At 72.4% G+C, this 17820-nt stretch carries 13 protein-coding genes; 7 read left to right on the forward strand and 6 right to left on the reverse strand.

Features of this window, described 5'->3' with window-relative positions; translation table 11 throughout:
* Window positions 1–137 precede the first annotated feature (137 nt).
* The 4 genes from WMF17_RS12025 to WMF17_RS12040 all read left to right on the forward strand — a co-directional run bounded on the left by WMF17_RS12025 (window position 138) and on the right by WMF17_RS12040 (window position 5397).
* Window positions 138–1223 carry a polyprenyl synthetase family protein gene (locus WMF17_RS12025; RefSeq protein WP_437602180.1) on the forward strand — a complete coding sequence of 362 codons (1086 nt, stop codon included), beginning with the start codon at window positions 138–140 and terminating at the stop codon, window positions 1221–1223.
* Window positions 1224–1337: 114 nt separating this feature from the next.
* Window positions 1338–4505 (forward strand): cation-translocating P-type ATPase, encoded by a 3168-nt coding sequence (locus tag WMF17_RS12030; protein WP_437602181.1) that lies wholly within the window; start codon window positions 1338–1340, stop codon window positions 4503–4505.
* On the forward strand, window positions 4502–4786 hold the full coding sequence (locus tag WMF17_RS12035; RefSeq protein WP_437602182.1) for a hypothetical protein: 285 nt from the start codon (window positions 4502–4504) through the stop codon (window positions 4784–4786). The genes WMF17_RS12030 and WMF17_RS12035 overlap by 4 nt, the downstream gene beginning before the upstream one ends.
* Window positions 4783–5397, forward strand: coding sequence for an HMA2 domain-containing protein (locus tag WMF17_RS12040; RefSeq protein WP_437602183.1), 615 nt, complete (start codon window positions 4783–4785; stop codon window positions 5395–5397). Before WMF17_RS12035 ends, WMF17_RS12040 begins: the two co-directional genes overlap by 4 nt.
* A gap of 21 nt (window positions 5398–5418) precedes the next feature.
* Here WMF17_RS12040 and WMF17_RS12045 read toward each other — a convergent pair whose 3' ends face one another.
* Complete coding sequence (locus WMF17_RS12045) at window positions 5419–5706, reverse strand: TMEM165/GDT1 family protein (RefSeq protein WP_437604242.1); 288 nt, start codon at window positions 5704–5706, stop codon at window positions 5419–5421.
* A 537-nt stretch (window positions 5707–6243) separates the two neighbouring features.
* Between WMF17_RS12045 and WMF17_RS12050 the strand changes: the two genes are divergently transcribed.
* Together WMF17_RS12050 and WMF17_RS12055 are read left to right on the forward strand one after the other, a co-directional pair.
* Complete coding sequence (locus tag WMF17_RS12050) at window positions 6244–6459, forward strand: hypothetical protein (RefSeq protein WP_437602184.1); 216 nt, start codon at window positions 6244–6246, stop codon at window positions 6457–6459.
* A complete protein-coding gene (locus WMF17_RS12055) occupies window positions 6456–7574 on the forward strand; it encodes a collagen-like protein (protein ID WP_437649509.1) in 1119 nt (372 codons plus the stop codon). The genes WMF17_RS12050 and WMF17_RS12055 overlap by 4 nt, the downstream gene beginning before the upstream one ends.
* A gap of 218 nt (window positions 7575–7792) precedes the next feature.
* On the opposite strand, the gene carB is transcribed toward WMF17_RS12055, so the two are convergent.
* The 5 genes from carB to WMF17_RS12080 all read right to left on the reverse strand — a co-directional run bounded on the left by carB (window position 7793) and on the right by WMF17_RS12080 (window position 16240).
* On the reverse strand, window positions 7793–11065 hold the full coding sequence (gene carB, locus WMF17_RS12060) for a carbamoyl-phosphate synthase (glutamine-hydrolyzing) large subunit (protein ID WP_437649511.1): 3273 nt from the start codon (window positions 11063–11065) through the stop codon (window positions 7793–7795).
* 3 nt (window positions 11066–11068) lie between these two features.
* A complete protein-coding gene (gene carA / locus WMF17_RS12065; RefSeq protein ID WP_437602187.1) occupies window positions 11069–12232 on the reverse strand; it encodes a glutamine-hydrolyzing carbamoyl-phosphate synthase small subunit in 1164 nt (387 codons plus the stop codon).
* A gap of 364 nt (window positions 12233–12596) precedes the next feature.
* Window positions 12597–14315, reverse strand: a complete 1719-nt coding sequence (locus tag WMF17_RS12070) for a carbamoyltransferase family protein (RefSeq protein WP_437649513.1) — start codon at window positions 14313–14315, stop codon at window positions 12597–12599.
* Between the two features lie 162 nt (window positions 14316–14477).
* On the reverse strand, window positions 14478–15695 hold the full coding sequence (locus WMF17_RS12075) for a molybdopterin molybdotransferase MoeA (RefSeq protein ID WP_437649515.1): 1218 nt from the start codon (window positions 15693–15695) through the stop codon (window positions 14478–14480).
* A complete protein-coding gene (locus WMF17_RS12080; protein ID WP_437602190.1) occupies window positions 15692–16240 on the reverse strand; it encodes a MogA/MoaB family molybdenum cofactor biosynthesis protein in 549 nt (182 codons plus the stop codon). The genes WMF17_RS12075 and WMF17_RS12080 overlap by 4 nt, the downstream gene beginning before the upstream one ends.
* Window positions 16241–16513: 273 nt before the next feature.
* On the opposite strand from WMF17_RS12080, the gene WMF17_RS12085 reads away from it, so the two are divergent.
* Window positions 16514–17485, forward strand: coding sequence for a prolipoprotein diacylglyceryl transferase (locus WMF17_RS12085; RefSeq protein ID WP_437602191.1), 972 nt, complete (start codon window positions 16514–16516; stop codon window positions 17483–17485).
* Window positions 17486–17820 lie beyond the last annotated feature (335 nt).

Here is a 17820-nt window from a genome sequence, read left to right on the forward strand (position 1 = left end):
GGGATCTCCGTCTCCTCTTGGCGCTCGTCGCCCGGGCGACGGATGCTGTGCGCGCGTCGTCATCGGAACGCACGCGGTGCTCCGCGCGAGGCGGGCGCGGCTCCGTGTCACCCGGTCTGCCATATAGCAATGAATCCATGAGCGAGCCGCGGTCGAGCCCTCCTCCTGCAACCCACCAGCGCGACGAAGATCCGGACGGGGAGCGACAGGTGAACGGCCCCACGCGGGGAGATGCGTCGCGCGAGCCGCCCCTGACCCGCGCCTTGCAGCGGGCGCTCGGCGCGCTCCCCGCGGCGCTGCCCGAGGAGCTGTGGGGCGAGGCGCTGGTCGGGCCGGCGCGGGGCTTCTTGCAGCGCCCCGGCAAGGACTTCCGCGCCCGGCTCGTGGCGCTCAGCTGGGCGCTCGGCGGCGGCGACGCCGCGCGGATGCCCGACGAGCTGCCGCTGCTCGTGGAGATCCTCCACGCCGGCTCGCTGATCGTCGACGACGTTCAGGACGACTCCGCCGCGCGGCGCGGCGCGCCGGCGCTCCACCGCGTGTGCGGGGTGCCGCTCGCCATCAACACGGGCAACTGGATGTATTTCTGGGCGTTCGACCTGCTCGGCCGCACGCGCTTCGGCGCCGCGACCCGGCTCGCGCTCTACCGCCGCCTCGGCCGCACCCTCTTGCGCTGCCACGAGGGGCAGGCGCTCGATCTCACCGTGCGCGTCGCGGCGCTGGAGCAGCCGCTCGTGCCCCGGGTGGTGGCGACCATCACGCGCCTGAAGACGGGCAGCCTGATGGGCTTCTGCGGCTACCTCGGGGCCCGCGCTGCGGGCGCGAGGGAGCTGCTCGCGCGGCGCATCGCGCGGTGCTGCCGCGAGATCGGCGTGGGCCTGCAGATGCTTGACGACCTCGGCGGCATCACCTCCGCGGCCCGCGCCGAGAAGGGGCTCGAGGACCTGCGCCACCGCCGCGCGACCTGGCCCTGGGCGTGGCTCGCCGAGAGCGCCGATCCCGCGACCTTCGCCGACGCGCAGCAGCGGCTCGCCCTGGCCGCGGACGAGCGCGCCCTCCGGAGCGTCGCCTCGACGCTCCGCGAGCGGGTCGAGGCGACCGGCCGGATCCACGTCGCGGGCCACGTCGGCGGCGCCCTGGCCACGCTCCGGGCCGCGGTCGGGGGCGCGCCGGCGGTCGTCGAGATCGAGCGCGAGATCGAGCAGCTCAAGCGGAGCTTCGGCTGAAGCCGCGCGCGGCCTGCGCGCCGCCGCGCCGGCCCGGCCGGGCGATGTGGCCGGCTCGCACACCGGCGCTGGCTCGACCTTTGAAGAGGTCTCGATCCCAGCGCGGAGAGGATCATGGGGCGTTCGGGCACGGGCTGGATCGATCTTACCGGCGCGGGCAGGGGACGCGGCGGCGGCAGCGCGCGGCGGCTCCGCCGCTCGCCTGGGCGCGATCTGCACGGGCGCGCCGGGATCGCGCGGGTGCGCGCCGAGGTGGACGGCCTCTTCGGGGATCCTGCGCGCGCCGCGCGCATCGAGCGCGACCTCGCCGCGGTCCCCGGCGTCGTGTCCGCGCGGGCGAGCGCGCGGACCGGGCGGGTGCTCGTGCTCGTGCGGGAAGACGCGGCCGAGGCGTCCGCCGCCGCGCTCGCCGCCCACGCCGTCGTTGGCGCCCCGCCGCCGCCGTCCGCGCGCCGTGCCGCGCTGGCCGTGGCCGAGGGGGTGAGCTCGCTCGTCCGCGGAGCGTACCGTCGCGTGCGCCGCGAGGGCGCGCCGGCCGGACGCGATCGTCGCAGCGGGCGCGCGCCGGCCGAGCGAGACGGCGAGGGCGCCGCCGCTCCCCACCGGGCCCACGCCGAGGACGTGGGCGAGGTCGCCCGCGCGCTCGACGTCGAGCCGACCGCGGGGCTCGGCGCCGACGAGGCGCAGCGCCGCCTCCGCGACGTCGGTCCGAACGAGCTCGCGGGAGTCGCGAGCCGCTCGTCGATCGAGATCCTCGCTGAGCAGATTTTTACAGTACCAACCGCGCTGCTCCTCGGCGCGGCGGGCCTGTCGCTCGCGCTTGGGGATGTGGTCGACGCGGGCGCCGTCCTCCTCGTCGTCGGCGCGAACGCTGCGATCGGCACGTACACCGAGTCGCGCGCCGAGGAGCTCCTGCACGCCTGGGGCGACCTCAGGGTCGGGTGGGCGCGCGTCGTGCGCGACGGGCGCGAGCAGCGGCTCGCCGCGTCGGAGATCGTGCCGGGCGACGTGCTCGCGCTGCGCGCCGACGAGCCGGTCGCGGCGGACGCGCGCGTCGTCGCGTCGCGCGAGCTCGCCGTGGACGAGAGCACGCTGACGGGCGAGAGCGAGCCCGTCGACAAGGGTCCCGCGAAGGTCGACGCCGGCGCCCCGCTCGCCGAGCGCCGGGGCATGGTGTACGCGGGCACCACGGTCGCCTCGGGCGAGGGGACGGCGGTGGTCGTCGCGACGGGCGGGCGGACCGCGCTCGGGGACATCCAGCGGGCGCTCTCCCGCGAGGGCGAGCGCACCCCGCCGATCGAGCGGGAGCTCGCCTGGATCGGCCGGCGCCTCGCGGCCTTCGCGCTCGCGAGCTCCTCGGCGGTGGTGGTCGTCGGCCTCGCGCGGCGTCGGCCTCTCCGCGTGCTCGCGCGGAGCGCCGTCGCCCTCGGTGTCGCGGCCATCCCCGAGGGGTTCCCCGCCGTGGGCACCACCGCGCTCGCTCTCGCCAGCCGCCGCCTGCGCGGCCGCGGTATCGTCATCCGCCGCCTCGCCGCGGCAGAGACGCTCGGCGCCGTGAGCGTCGTCTGCGCCGACAAGACCGGCACGCTCACCGAGAACCGCATGCGGGTCGCCGAGATCTTCCTCCCCGGCGAGGGCGTCCTGCGGGTCGCCCGCGCCGCGCGTGACGAGCGCGGCGGCGGCTCGGGGTCGCCGCGCGGGCTCACGCTCGTCGGCGAGGACGGGCGCGAGGTCGCCTCGAGCGCCCCGTGCGTGCACGCGCTCGCGCGCATCGCCGCGCTGAACGCCGACGTCGAGCTGAGCGACGTCGGCAAGGTCGTCTACGGCAGCGGCACCGAGCGCGCGCTCGTCGAGTTCGCGCTCGCGGCCGGCTATCCCGTGTCGTCGCGGCGCGTCGCCGCGCGGCGCGTGAGCGAGGAGCGCCGCTCGGCCGAGCGCGCGTTCATGGTGACGGTCCACGACCACCCGGAGCTCGGGCACATCGAGCTCGTGAAGGGCGCGCCCGAGCAGGTCGTCGCGCGCTGCGACGCCCCGCGCGGCGCCGGCCGCGACGAGGTGCTCCGGCAGAACGACGCGATGGCCTCGCGCGGGCTGCGCGTGCTCGCCCTCGCGTGGCGGCGGAACGGCCGGCCGGACAACGACGCCCCGCTCGAGCTCGCCGGCCTCGTCGGGCTCCGCGACCCGGCGCGCGCCGGCGCGCGGGAGGCGCTCGCGACCCTCTCCGACGCGGGCATCCGCACCCTGATGCTCACGGGCGATCAGGAGCGGACCGCGCGCGCGATCGGCGTCGAGCTCGGCATTCCGGACGACGCCGTGCACAGCCGGGTCACGCCCGAGGCCAAGCTCGACATCGTGCGCGCGCTCCAGCAGCGCGGCGAGATCGTGGCCATGACGGGCGACGGTGTGAACGACGGCCCCGCGCTCAAGGCGGCGGACGTCGGCGTGGCCATGGGCAAGCGCGGCACGGACATCGCGCGGGCGGTGGCCGACGTGGTCCTCGCCGAGGACGACCTGCCGAGCCTCACCGAGGCGGTCTGCGAGGGGCGGCGGCTGCACGACAACGTCCGCCGCGCGATCGCGTACTTCGTCGCCACGAACGCGAGCGAGGTCCTCGCGATGCTGGCCGGCGCCCTGGCCGGCGTCTCGCCGCTCACGCCCCTGCAGCTCCTCTGGATCAACCTGCTCACCGACGTCGCGCCCGCGCTCGCGCTCGCGCTGGAGCCGGCCGAGCCCGGCGTCATGCGGCGCCCCCCGCGCGACCCTGCCGCGCCGCTGCTCGGCCCGCGCGACCTCCGCGCGCTGGGCCTCGACGCGGCCTTGATGTCCGGGGCGTCGCTCGCTGCCTACGCGCTCGGCGGCCGCGCGGCTGCGGGGTCGAGGGCGTTCACCGCGCTCGTGACCGCGCAGCTGCTCCACATCCTCGCCTGCCGCGCCGGCGCCGCGGAGGAGGCTCCGGGGCCCCTGCCGCGCCAGGACAACCCGCACGTGGCGCGCGCGCTCGCCGCGACCTCCGCGCTCCAGGCGCTCGCGCTCGGCTCCCGCACCCTCGGCCGGGTGCTCGGGGCGCCGCGCCTCCGCGCCGGCGAGCTCGCGCTCGCCGTGCTCGCGGGCGCGCTGCCCTCGCTGCTCCGCGGCTCTCTCGGGCGCGCTGCGGGCGCCGGCCGCGAGATCGTGATCGTCAACCCGGACAACACCGTCGACGTCGTCAACATCGAGCGCGCGGACGAGGACGTGAGCGCCGCGCGCGCCGCCTGTCCGCGCAAGGGGAATAGGGTATCATGAGGTTTCATCCACCGTCGTTCGCCCTGGGGGTCGGCAGCGCCGTCCTCCTGATGGGCAAGAAGCAGCATCTCCGGCCGGTGGTCGTCGAGATCGCGGCGCTCGGGCTCCACCTGGGCAGGCTGGGCCTCGCCTTGGTCGAGCGCCAGCGGGAGCACGCCGAGGATCTCTGGGCCGAGGTCACGGAGCGCGTCCGGCACAAGGCCGGGGGCGCAGTGCGCGGCGAGCGCGCTCCGCGCAGGAGCAACGGCGCCTCGGTGCTCCACGGCGAGCCGTCGTCATGAGGCCGCCGGTGCTCGTCGTCCACGTCCTGGAGCGGCGCGTCCGCCTGCGCGCGCCGGCGCTGTCCGGCCATCGTCGCGCGTGCGAGAGCGTCGCGGCGCAGCTCGCGGCCGATCCTGGCTGCGAGGTCGTGACGGTCCGTCCGGCCACGGGCTCGGTGATCATCGAGCGCCTCGAGGGCGGTCTCGATCCGGAGCGGCTCCGCGCCCGGCTCGCCGAGCTGGTCGGCGAGGCGCGCGCCGACGACGGCCACCTGCTCGTCGCGCCGCGGCCCGAGGGCCACCCTGGCCCGACGCGCGTCGCGCGCGCCGTCGCGCACGCCGTCGTCGGGATCAACGCGGATGTGCGTGAGGCCATGGACTACCGCGCGGATCTCGGCACGCTCTTGCCGGTCTTCTTCGCGACGGCGGGCCTCGCCGAGGTCGGCGTGACGCGCCGGCTGCCTGCGCCGGCCTGGTTCAACCTGCTCTGGTGGTCGCTCCGGTCGTTCATGACGTTCAACCCTGGGGCGGTATCGGAGGAGCTGCGCACCGCCGCCGGCGGGGCGCCCTGCTCCCCGGCCGGCGCGGGCGACCGGCCAGGCGGCGCGGACCCGCCCCGTGGCGAGCTGTAGCGGCGCGGAGCGCGCCGCGGGCTATCCCGCGGCCGGTCGGAGCGCGCCGACCAGGTAGATGCCGCCCATCACGATGAGCAGGGCGCCGGCGAGCCCTTGAGTCCAGCGCGGGTTGATGCGCGAGTTGACCGCCTCGGCCAGCGCGACGGCGATCAGCGTGCTAAGCACCAGGGCGGCGGACGCGCCGATGAACACCGATATGCGGCTCTTGCCGGCGGCGCCGAGCGTGAAGACCGCGATCTGCGTCTTGTCGCCGAGCTCGGCCAGGAACACCGTCCAGAAGGTCGCCAGAAGGACTTTCAGATCCATGGCCAAGATAAAGCACGCTCCCTCCGCGAAGTCTCCTCCGTCGTACAGCGCCGGAGCGCAGTCGGCGGGCTGAGCGGCGCGCGGGGTGAGCGGGCTCTCGGCTGGACCGGCTGCGCGGCGCGAACGCAGAGGAGCGGATTCAGGAGGGGGCGAGAGCATTCCGCCGGAGAGCGAATGTTTCTCGTAGCGCACCTCGCCTCGGACATCTTCTTGCGACGTGAGCGTTTCGGCGCGCTGTCGTGCTCGTGGCGCCTCCGTCGACCCCGACGTAAAGCGGCGATGTCTCACGATGGCTCGGGATTCGATTGAACCTTGGTGGCCTCGCGCGTACCCTTCTGTTCCGGATCGTAAGCCCCGGAAGCAGAGGGGAACACGTTGATGGCGCGATGGCAATTTTCTGTATGGATTGGCCTGTTTATTGCATCGCTCGCCCTGTCTCCCGGCTGCAGCTGCGGCAGCGATGATGTGACGGTGACCGGGCCTGGGTCTGGCGGCGGGGGGTTTGGGGGCGCTGGTGGCGCGGGAGCTGGCCCGCAGGTGGCTTCGAACGGCGGGGGCGGGGAGGGGGGGACCGAGGTCGCGGACCAGGGTGTCGCTGCGAGCGATGTGGTCAGCGCGGGCAAGGTCGTGAGCAGTCCGAGCTACCGCATGGTCTTCACGCTCGGTCAGCCGACCCAGAATCAGGGAAAGACGACCTCGCCGAGCTACCGCATGCAGGGCGGGCTGGCTGGGGCGAACGGGAGCTTGCCATGAACGGGATGGGACGGCGTGTCCTCGCGATTTGTGTCCTCCTCGCCGCCTCGGTCGGCGTCGTGCGCGGCGCGTCCGCCGCGGTGCCGACGCAGATCACGCACCAGGGTCGGCTCTTCACGGCGAACGGAGAGCCGGTCAATGACGCGCTCCTTGTGACGTTCGCCGTCTACGGTGCCGAGGCGCCCGAGGACGACGATTCACCTGTCTGGAGCGAGACGCTCTCGATCTCCTTCGATGACGGCTATTTCTCCACGGTGCTCGAGTTCACCGAGGCGCAGGCCGCGAAGGTCTTCGACGGCTCGGTCCGCTACCTTGGAGTCACGGTCGCGAACGATCGGGAGATGGAGCCTCGCACGCCGATCGGGAGCGTTCCGTACGCGATGGTCGCGAACAATGCTGTTGGTGAGATCACGCCGAAGCTGGTGAAGATCGGTGACAAGGTCATCATCGACGAGAGCGGCAACTGGGTCGGCAACCCGAGCGGGATCGCGGGGCCGCCGGGGCCTCCTGGGTCCCAGGGTCCAGCGGGTCTGCCTGGCGAGATGGGTCCTGCGGGTCCCCCGGGGCCGCCGGGCCCTCCTGGGCCCGATGGGCCGATGGGCCCGGCGGGTCTATCTGGCGACAGGGGTCCTGAGGGCCCCCAGGGGCCTCCCGGGCCGGAGGGCCCGCAGGGGCCGGTCGGTCCGTCGGGTGTGCTCGCGACGTTCACGCTCGCGGGCAATGTTGCCCCCTCTTTTGATGGCGGCAGCGCCGCGTATGTCTTCGTCGGTCCTGCGGGGTCGGTGACCATCACCGGCAGCCAGCGTGTGACCGGATCGGCCTCTGCGATACTCGGGCTGGGGCCGTCCAGCGCTCCGTTCGTCACCCCGGTCGGCCTCTGCTACCAGGGGCGTGACGGCACCGGCGAGATCGTCAACTTCCTCGGAAACCGCTTTGCGTTTCACTATTTCACGCCGACCCCCACAACCTACTCTGTCTCTGGCACGACCGTGCTGTCCGAGGGGTCGTGGAATATCGGCATGTGCCTCCGCAATGAGGGGACCACGATCCTTGGATCGCGCTCGACGACCGCCGGCAGCATGCTGAACGGCTGGTTCATCGTCACGAACGACTGAGGGCGAGTCTCTCGCGCTCGACCTCGCCCTTGAGTCCGCGACAACGATAGGATCGAGGCGCTTCAGAGCCCGCCGTATCGAGGAGCTCCGGAGTGGTGAGCCCGGCGAGCCTCGGAGCCAGCCATATCGAGGAGCTCCAGAAAACGGGAGGCCCGGTGAGCCCCCGCGCCGCGGGACGAACAGGGGCTCACCGGGCCGGGCATCTCGGCAAGAGCCAGTCAGCGCAGCGCCACCGGGCTCCGCGCGATGTACTCGTCGTAGGCGAGCGTCCGCAGATCCTTGATGTCCTTCGCGCGCATCGCCCCGATGACCGCGCGCGCGAGCTGGAGATCCGTGATGAGCGGGATGTTCGCGTCGACCGCCCGCCGCCGGATCAGGTACCCGTCCGGGCGCCCGAGCTGGTCGTACTCGCGGGGGATGTTGATCACGAGATCCACTTTCCCCTGCTCGATCGCGCTCATCGCCGTCTCCCCCTCGTCCGGCTTCTTCGCGAGGCTCGTGCACGCGAGCCCGAGCGCCCGGAGCGCCTCGGCCGTGCCCGGCGTCGCGAAGATGGGGAGCTTCAGGTGCTCGGCGATGACGCGCGCCTCGTCCGCGAACCAGTACTTGTCCTCGAGCGGGCCGAGCGACAGCAAGACGCCCTTCTTGGGGAACCGGAAGCCGGTCGCGAGCAGCGCGTGCAGGAGCGCCTCGTGCATGTCGTCCCCGAAGCAGCCGACCTCGCCGGTGCTCGCCATCTCCACGCCGAGCATCGGATCGGCCCCCACGAGGCGCGAGAACGAGAACATCGGCGCCTTCACGGCGACGTAATCGAGGTCGAGCCCGCGGTTCTCGACCGGCTGCGACACGCCGAGCATCCGGCGCATCGCCTCGCGGACGAAGTTGTTCCCCGTCACCTTGGACACGAACGGGAAGCTCCGCGACGCGCGCAGGTTGCACTCGATGACCTTCACCGTGTTGTGCTTGGCCAGGAACTGCATGTTGAACGGCCCGGTGATCGAGAGCGACCGCGCCACCTGCTGGGCGATCTGCTTGATCCTGCGGATCGTCGCGATGTAGAGCGACTGCGGGGGCAGCACGAGCGTCGCGTCGCCGCTGTGGACGCCGGCGTTCTCGACGTGCTCGCTGATCGCCCAGAGGACGAGCTCCCCCCGGTCGGCGACCGCGTCGATCTCCACCTCGCGGGCGTGGGTCTCGAACTTCGAGACCACCACGGGGTAGATGGGCGAGACGGCCTTGGCCCGGGCGAGGATGCGATCGAGCTCGTTGGGCTCGTGCGCCACGCTCATGGCCGCGCCGCTCAGCACGTAGCTCGGGCGCACGAGGACGGGGAAGCCGCCGAGCTTCTTCACGATCTCGCCCGCCTCGGCCGCGTCGACGACGTGGGCCCAGCGCGGCTGATCGATCTCCAGCCGGTCGAGCAGATCGCTGAATTTCTTCCGGTTCTCGGCGGTGTCGATGCTCCCCGGGCTCGTGCCGAGGATGCGCACCCCCGCCTCGTGCAGCCGGAGCGCCAGGTTGTTCGGGACCTGCCCGCCCATGCTGACCACGATGCCGTACGGCTGCTCCCGCTCGTAGATGTCGAGCACCGTCTCGAAGCTGATCTCGTCGAAGACCAGCTTGTCGCACGTGTCGTAGTCGGTGCTGACCGTCTCCGGGTTGTAGTTCAGCATCATGGTCTCGTAGCCGAGCTCCGAGGCCGCGCGGATCGCGTTGACGCAGCACCAGTCGAACTCGACGCTCGATCCGATGCGGTAGGCGCCGGAGCCGAGCACCATGATCTTCTTCCGCCAGGACGGCGCTACGTCCGTGGCCGACGCGTGATAGCTTGAATAGAGGTAGTTCGTCTCGGCGGGGAACTCGGCCGCGAGCGTGTCGATCTGGGCGAGGTGCGGCACGACCCCGTGCCGCTTCCTGAGCTCACGGATCGAGCCGCGCGCGGCGCCCGTCAGCGTGCCGATCATCCGGTCGCTGAAGCCGAGCTGCTTCGCGTCCCGCAGGATCGCCTCGTCGATCGCGGGCTCCTGCACGGGCGCGGCCCTGTCGGCCTGCGCCGGGACGGGGACCTTGAGCGCCCTGAGGTCCTTGTGCATCCGCACGACGGGCTCGATCTGGTGCAGGAACCACCGGTCGATCTTGGTGAGATCGTGGATCTCGTCGACCGACATCCCCTCCTGCAGCGCGCGGGCGACCGCGAAGATCCGGAGCGGGGTCGCGTTCTGCAGCTCGTCGCGGAGGTCCGTGAAGGTGAACGCCTCGGGGTCGAGCCCCTTCACCCCGATGTCGAGCATCCGGAGCGCCTTCTGGATGACCTCGGGGAACGTCCTGCCGATGGCCATGACCTCGCCGACGCTCTTCATCTCGCTGCCGATCCGCATCGAGGCGCCGCGGAACTTGCCGAGATCCCAGCGCGGGGCCTTGCAGACGAGGTAATCGAGCGCCGGCTCGAAGAACGCTGTCGTCCTGCGGGTGATCGCGTTGGCGATCTCCGGCATCGTGTAGCCGATGGCGATCTTCGCGGCGACGTAGGCGAGCGGGTAACCCGTCGCCTTGCTGGCGAGCGCGCTCGACCGGGAGAGGCGCGCGTTCACCTCGATGACCCGGTAATCGGTGCTGTGCGGGTCGAGCGCATACTGGATGTTGCACTCGCCGACGATCCCGAGGTGGCGGATCGTCTTCAGCGCGACCGAGCGGAGGAGCTGGTACTCCTCGTCGTTCAGCGTCTGCGACGGGGCGACGACGATCGACTCCCCGGTATGGATCCCCATCGGATCGAGGTTCTCCATGTTGCAGACGGTGATGCAGTTGTCGCGTCCGTCGCGGACGACCTCGTATTCGATCTCCTTCCAGCCGCGGAGACACTCCTCGACGAGCACCTGGGGCACGCCGCCGGCGAAGCCGCGCCGCACGGCGTCATCGAGGTCACGCTCGCTCTCGACGATGCCGCTGCCCTTGCCCCCGAGCGCGTAGCCGCCGCGGAGCATGACCGGGAACCCGATCTCGCGCGCCGCGGCCGCGGCCTCGGCCGGCGTGCGGCAGGCGCGGCTCCGGGCCGTCTTCACGCCGATCTCGTCGAGGCGATCGATGAAGAGCCGCCGGTCCTCGGTGTCGCGGATGGACTTGATCGGCGTGCCGAGCACCCGCACGCCGTACTTGTCGAGGATCCCGGTGTCGTGGAGCTCGAGCCCGCAGTTGAGCGCCGTCTGTCCGCCGAAGGAGAGGGCGATCGCGTCGACCTCCTCCTTGACGATGATCCGCTCGACGAACTCCGGGGTGACCGCGCAGAGGTGGATACGGTCGGCGAGCCCCTCGCTCGTCTGGATGGTGGCGATGTTCGGGTTCACGAGGACGGTGGCGATCCCCTCTTCCTTGAGGGCCTTGATCGCCTGCGACCCCGAGTAGTCGAACTCGCCGGCCTGACCGATCTGCAGCGCGCCGGAGCCGAGCACGAGGACGCGCCGGGGTTTCTTGGGGAGGTAGGCGCCGTACATGGCTCAGCTCTTTCCTGCGGTGGGGGTGGGGCGGGGATCCGCGCCGGCGGTCCCTGCGGCTTTGAATCGCGCGTCGGCGGACCCCTTCATCGCGCCGCAGAGGCGCAGGAAGTCGTCGAACAGGTAGCCCGCGTCCTCTGGCCCGGGCGTCGCCTCGGGGTGGAACTGGACGCTGAAGAAGGGGCGCAGCCGCGAGCGGATGCCCTCGTTCGTGCCGTCGTTGATGTTGACGAACCAGGGCTCCCACTCGGCGGGGAGCGACTCGTGCTTCACCGCGTACCCGTGGTTCTGGCTCGTGACGTAGCAGCGGCGGCTCAGGAGGTCCTGCACCGGCTGGTTCACGCCGCGGTGGCCGTACGGCAGCTTGTAGGTGTCCCCGCCGGCGGCCAGCGCCAGGATCTGGTTGCCGAGGCAGATGCCGAAGATCGGCTTCGTGTACGTGTCGAGCAGGCCGCGCACCGCGGCGACCAGCTGGCCGAGGTCCTTCGGGTCGCCGGGTCCGTTGCCGATGAGGATGCCGTCGGCGCGCTCGGCGAGCTCGGCGATGTTCGCGTGGTAGGGGGCGCGGACGACGGTGACCCCGCGCTGGAGGAGCGAGCGGACGATGTTGTCCTTCGCGCCCGCGTCGATGAGGAGCACCTTCATGGGACCGCCCTCGTACGTGATCGGCTCGCGGGGCACCACGAGGCGGAACACGTCGCGCATGTCCACGGCCTCGGCCGAGCGCTTCACTCGCTCCAGGTCCATCTCGGCCGGGAACAGCCAGCCCTTCATGGTGCCGGCCTCCCGGAGCCGCCGCGTCAGCGTGCGCGTGTCGATCCCCGTGATCGCCGGGATGCCCTCGCTCGCGAGCCAGGCGCCGAGGGAGCGGACCGCGGCCTGGTGGCTGTAGCGCTCCACGTAGCTCTGGACCACGAGCCCCTGCAGCTGGATCCGGTCGGCCTCGTAGGGCCCGTCGACGCTGCCTGCCTGCCGCGGCGCGGGCACGCCGTAGTTGCCCACGAGCGGGTACGTGATCGCGAGGATTTGGCCTCTGTACGAGGGATCCGTGAGCGTCTCGACGTACCCCGTCATGCCGGTGTTGAAGACGACCTCGCCGCTCACCGCGCGCGGGGCGCCGAAGCACCGGCCCGTCATGGTCGTGCCGTCTTCGAGTACGAGCTTCATCCGATTCGCATCCATCCTCTTTGACCGCCTGGGCCGCCGCGGCGCGGACCCTTACGCAGGAGGGGCCGCGAGCGCGTGCCGCGCCGTGGGCCCATGGGGTACCAGGTCCGCGCGCGTTCCGCGCGGCGGGCCGGCATCATGCTCGAGGCTGGGCGTCCAAGCACCTCCGGTCGCCGGAGCCTCCAGCTCCGGCATTCCATCGAGGTGGGCATGACGCCCGGCGTCCCGTTCTTCCACATGCCGGGAACGCCCATTTGCCGTCCCCTCGCTCCACGTCAACCAGGAACTTTCGCCTGAGGCTCCCCGGCCGTTTCCTGAGCGCTTTTCGCCGCTCTTCGTGAACCGCCGGGCTGCGCGCCCCCGCCTAGGGGGCCTGCGCGCGCTCGACGTAGGCCCGCTCGAGGACGAGCACATCCATCCTCGTCCGGACGAAGCAGTCGAGCGCCTCCTTCGGGGTGCAAACGATGGGCTCGCTCGCGTTGAACGAGGTGTTCAGGAGGACCGGCGTGCCGGTCAGCCGGCCGAACTCGAGGAGGAGCGCGTGGTAGCGCGGGTTCTCCTGGGCGGTGACCGTCTGCGGGCGGCCCGTGCCGTCGACGTGCATCACGGCGGGGATCTCGGCGCGGCGCTCGGGCTTGAGCTTGTAGACCTTGACCATGAACGGGTCCGGCGAGGTCTGCTCGAAGTAGTCGCCCACGCGCTCCAGCGGGAGCGCCGGCGCGAACGGGCGGAACATCTCGCGGCGCTTGATCCGCTCGTTCATGACGTCCTTCATGTCCGGCCGCCGCGGGTCGCAGAGGATGCTGCGGTTGCCGAGCGCGCGGGGGCCGTACTCCATCCGCCCCTGGAACCAGCCGACCACCTTGCCCTCGCTGATCGCCCTGGCGACGCGGGGGATCAGGTCCTCGTCGGGGAGCGTCTCGAACGCGACCTGCTCCTTGCGGAGCACCTCCTCGATCGCCTCCTGCGAGAAGGCCGGGCCGAAGTAGCTGTGCGTCTGGTGGAAGGCGCGCGGGTTGCCGAGCTTGTGGTGGTGGACGTAGAGCGCCGCCCCGAACGACGTGCCCGCGTCGCCGGCCGCGGGCTGGATGAAGACGTCGTCGAACAGCCCCTTCGGCCGGATCTTCCCGGCGGCCACGCTGTTGAACGCGCAGCCGCCCGCGAGGGCGAGGCGCGGCGAGCCGGTGAGGTGCTTCGCCGTCGCGAGCAGCTCGAAGTAGACCTCCTCGAACACCGCCTGCGCCGAGGCGGCGACCGCCTTGAAGCGGTCCTCCACCTGGCTCTTCGGGCTGCGCGCGGGGCCGAGCAGATCGATCAGGCGCTCGGAGTGGATGGCGCCGTAGCGGGGCTCGCCCTCCCAGGTCATGGAGATGCCCTTCGTGTGGTGCTGGAAGTACTCGAGCCCGAGCTCGAGGGCCCCGTCCTTGATGCGCACCACCTGCCGGAGCTTGTCGAGCAGCTCCGGCTGACCGTAGGCCGCGAGCCCCATGACCTTGTACTCGTCGCCGAACTTCGGGAAGCCGAGGTACTGCGTCAGGCCCGAGTAGAACAGCCCGAGCGAGTGGGGGAAGCCGACGCGCCGGAGGATCTCCAGCTTGTTGCCGCGGCCGCGCGCCCACATCGTGCTCACGAAGTCGCCGAAGCCGTCGATCGACACGACGGCCGCCTCGTCGAAGCCCGAGGGGAAGAACGCGGAGGCGAGGTGCGCGCGGTGGTGCTCGACGTTGTGCGGCTCGGCGCGGATGCGCTTCGGGTCGATGCCGAGCGCGGCGCCGAGGTGCACCTTCGGGTCGCTCGCGCTGAGCGAGCCCTTGAGGAGCCCGGCCGGCGAGCGCCGCGTCAGCGCGTAGAGCAGCTTGTCGCCGAGGTGCGCCCGCGTGTCGCGCCCGATCGCGATGTGATCGATGTCCTCGACCCGCGCGCCGGCGGCGCTGAGGCAGTACTCGACCGCGAGCCGCGGGAAGCCCGCGCAGTGCTTGATCCTGCTGAACCGCTCCTCCTCCGCCGCCGCGACGAGCTGTCCGTCGACGAGCAGCGCGGCCGACGCGTCACCGTGATAGGCGTTGATCCCGAGGATGAGCATGTTTCAGCCATCTTCCGGCGCCCCTGCGCGAGGGTCAAGGCGCGCTCGCCGCGCGGGGGCGCGACAAAAAAGCACGGGATCGTAGGCAAAACCGGCCGCCGCTGGCCAACGCGACGCGGTCGCGCGCCGCCATGCGAACACGCATTCGCACGGCGCGCGCGATCAGATCTCGGCGAGGCGGATGGCCTCGAGGCGATCGCCCTCGTCGATGCGCTCCTGATCGGCCGGCACGAGGACGAGCGCCTCGGCCTCGGCGAAGCTCGTGACCGCGCCCGAGGCCTGGTTCGCGGCGATGCGCGCGACGAGCTCGCCGCTCGAGATCTCGAGGCGGGCGCGGAGGAACTCGGCGCGCCCGGGCTGGCGCCGCAGCGCGCCGGCCGCGCGGACGATCACGCGGGGCGGCAGCGGCGCGGCGTCGCCCTGGAGCGCGCGCAGGAGCGGCACGCCGAAGAGGACGAAGGTGAGCGAGGCGGAGGCCGGGTTGCCCGGCAGGCCGATCACGTGCACGACGCCGCTCCGCGAGAGCTCGGCGCGCCCCACGGCGAGCGGCTTCCCCGGCTTGATGGCGACGCGCCAGAAGTCGAGCGTCACGCCCGCGGCCTCGAGGGCGGGGCGGACCACGTCGTGGTCGCCGACGCTCACGCCCCCGACGGTCACCGCAAGGTCCGACCCGCGCAGCGCCGTCGACACCGCCTCGGCGGCGCGCGCCGCGTCGTCGGGGACGAAGGGCGCGACGCGGACCGCCGCGCCCGCTGCGCGCGCGGTCGCGGCGATGAAGTAGCTGTTCGACTCCGCGACCGTGCCGGCGGGGCCGGGCGAGCCGGGCCCGCGCAGCTCGTCGCCGGAGCACAGCAACGTGACCACGGGGCGGCGCGCGACGAGGACGCTCGGTCGATCGAGCGCCGCCGCGAGCGCCACCTTCCCCGGCGTGAGGCGCGCTCCGCTGCGCAGCGCGACGGCGCCCTCCGCGAGGTCCGCGCCCCGGCGTCGCACCCAGGCGCCGGCGCGCGGCGCCTCCTTCAGGGTGATCTCGTCGCCGCTCCGCTCTGCGTCCTCCTGCGGCACGATCGCGTCCGAGCCGGGCGGCAGCCGCGCGCCCGTGAAGATCCGGCACGCCGTGCCCGGCTGGAGCGATGGCAGCGGCCGGCCGGCAGCGCTCTCGCCGCGCACGGGGAGCCTGAAGGGCCCGCCGCCCGTGAGGTCGGCCAATGCGACGGCGTAGCCGTCCATCGCGCTGTAATCGAAGGCGGGCATCGCGTCGGCCGCCGCGATGTCCTCGGCGAGCACGCGCCCGGCCGCGTCGTCGAGCGGCACCCGCTCCGGGCCGACCGGGACCGCGGCCGAGAGCAGCCGCGCGAGCGCCTCTTCGAAGGGGATCATCCGCGCTGCTCCTTGTCCTGGGTGCTGTCTTTTGTGTGCTGCGTGTGCCGGTGGTGATGGCCGCCCTTGCCCGACGCGAGCGCGACCGCGTGCGCGAGGACAGGGCCGATGAGCTGCGTGACGGCGAGCTCCACCGCCTTCGGGCTGCCCGGGAGCGCGATCACCACGAGCCCTCGCGCGACGCCCGCGGCGGCGCGCGACAGGATCGCGTTCGGCCCGATGGCGTCCCAGCTCAGGCGCCGGAACGCCTCGCCGAAGCCGTCGAGCGTCTTCTCGAAGAGCGGCGCGAGCGCCTCGACGGTCCGGTCGCGCGGCGCGATCCCGGTCCCGCCCGTCGTGACGATCGCGTCGGCCGCACCTGCGCTTGCGATCTGCTCGATCGCCGCTCGCAGCAGCTCCGGCTCCTCGCGGACGACGGCGTGGGACGTCACGGCGAAGCCGGCCTTCTCGAGGAGCTCGCCGAGGAGCTGTCCGCCCTCGTCGTCGTCGAGGGTGCGGGTGTCACTGAGCGTCAGCGTGGCGACGCGCACGGGGGAGCGGCTCATGCGGCAGATTTACGCCTCTCCCTGGCGAATGGCGAACTCTTGATGACGCCGGCGTGGTCATCGTGGTCATCTCGGGGGGCCTGCCCGCGAACGCCGCGGCCGCCCGAGCGCGGGCGGCCCTCGAGCCCCCGTCCGCCGGCGCCGCGCGGAGCGCGCGTCGTCGGCCATCGGTCGTCGAGTCGTCGACGCCGCGCGCGCGCCGTTGCCCTGTGTCGCTCCGGTGTCGTTGACGGCGGATGGCTTTCGCATCGCCGCTGCGCTAGGGGGAGCGGCGTGTCCGGCCCCCTGATCCCTTACATCGATCTCCCCGAGATCCCGCTGTCGTTCCTCGAGCACATCCCGCTCGTGGGCCAGCTCATCGATCCGGCGAAGCCGCCGTCGATCAAGCCGTTCGGCACGCTTGTGGCGCTCGGCGTCTACATCGGCGCCGTGGTCGCCACGCGGCACGCGCGCGAGCGGAAGCTGGACGAGAAGAAGATGAGCGAGTTCATCTTCTGGGTCGTGGCGGCCGGCTTCATCGGCGGGCACGTCTTCGATGCGATCTTCTATCACCCGCAGCGGGTCGCCCGCGATCCTCTCTACCTCTTCGCGCTCTGGGACGGCCTGTCGAGCTTCGGCGGCTTCACCGGCGCGCTGATCGGCGCCGCCTCCTGGCGCTTTTATCGCCGCGAGAAGATCCTGCCTTACTGCGAGGTCGTCAGCAGCGCGTTCCCGCTCGCGTGGGTCTTCGGGCGCGCCGGCTGCGCGTCGGTCCACGATCACCCGGGCCGCCTCTCCGACGCGTGGTTCGCGGTCCAATACCCGCTCGGGAGCGGTCACGTCGGCCGGTTCGATCTCGGCCTCTACGAGTGCCTGCTCACGATCCCCCTCGCGATCGCGTTCGCGGTGCTCTGGCGCCGGAATCCCCATCGTCCTCTCGGGTTCTACATCGGGATCATGTGCACCGCGTACGCGCCGGTGCGGTTCGGGCTCGACTTTCTGCGCGAGCGGGAGGGCACGCTCGTCGGCGGCGATCCGCGCTACGGCGGCCTCACCCCCGCGCAGTGGGCCTGCTTCGGTCTGCTCGCGGTGGGCATCTATTTCCTGCGCATGGCGGCGCGCGGCGAGCCGTCGAGCGCCGGGGTGGGCCCGCTCAACGGCGCTCCGCGCGTCGCGGACGATGACGCGTCCGACGACGACGAAGGGGACGATGAGGGCGACGAAACCGAGGAGCCCCGGGCGTCGCGCGCCCGGGTCAATCGGTAATCCCCCCGAGCCGCGCCCTGCGGCCCTCGTGCGCCCCGGCTGTCGAACCCTTCCTCCGGCGCTTCCATGCTGCAGCAGAGGCGGCGAATGGCGCCCTCGCAGGGCCCGTCGTCCAGGCGGCCCTTGGCTTCCTGGAAAGGCGCATCGGGGCCCACGCGTCTCGCTGTACCGCAAAAATTCATTGTATTTTCAATTACTTGCGCGCCGTCGTCCGGTCGTGTCGGACAGAACGAGATCGCGCGATCCCCTCATGATGCGGCCAGCCCTGGGCGACGTGGCCCTCCCGAGCGCTGCTCTTCCCGACGCTGATGTCCGGCGCCGCCCGCCGGTGACGG

Source organism: Sorangium sp. So ce362, from assembly GCF_051519845.1.
Lineage (GTDB): Bacteria > Myxococcota_A > Polyangia > Polyangiales > Polyangiaceae > Sorangium.

Excerpts from the sequence above, each read along its gene's own strand:
- WMF17_RS12035 (WP_437602182.1), top strand. The coding sequence starts at position 4,502 with ATGAGGTTTCATCCACCGTCGTTCGCCCTGGGGGTCGGCAGCGCCGTC.
- WMF17_RS12040 (WP_437602183.1), top strand. The coding sequence starts at position 4,783 with ATGAGGCCGCCGGTGCTCGTCGTCCACGTCCTGGAGCGGCGCGTCCGC.
- WMF17_RS12080 (WP_437602190.1), bottom strand. The coding sequence starts at position 16,240 with ATGAGCCGCTCCCCCGTGCGCGTCGCCACGCTGACGCTCAGTGACACC.
- carA (WP_437602187.1), bottom strand. The coding sequence starts at position 12,232 with ATGAAGCTCGTACTCGAAGACGGCACGACCATGACGGGCCGGTGCTTC.
- WMF17_RS12045 (WP_437604242.1), bottom strand. The coding sequence starts at position 5,706 with ATGGATCTGAAAGTCCTTCTGGCGACCTTCTGGACGGTGTTCCTGGCC.
- WMF17_RS12055 (WP_437649509.1), top strand. The coding sequence starts at position 6,456 with ATGAACGGGATGGGACGGCGTGTCCTCGCGATTTGTGTCCTCCTCGCC.
- WMF17_RS12030 (WP_437602181.1), top strand. The coding sequence starts at position 1,338 with ATGGGGCGTTCGGGCACGGGCTGGATCGATCTTACCGGCGCGGGCAGG.
- WMF17_RS12070 (WP_437649513.1), bottom strand. The coding sequence starts at position 14,315 with ATGCTCATCCTCGGGATCAACGCCTATCACGGTGACGCGTCGGCCGCG.
- WMF17_RS12075 (WP_437649515.1), bottom strand. The coding sequence starts at position 15,695 with ATGATCCCCTTCGAAGAGGCGCTCGCGCGGCTGCTCTCGGCCGCGGTC.
- WMF17_RS12025 (WP_437602180.1), top strand. The coding sequence starts at position 138 with ATGAGCGAGCCGCGGTCGAGCCCTCCTCCTGCAACCCACCAGCGCGAC.
- carB (WP_437649511.1), bottom strand. The coding sequence starts at position 11,065 with ATGTACGGCGCCTACCTCCCCAAGAAACCCCGGCGCGTCCTCGTGCTC.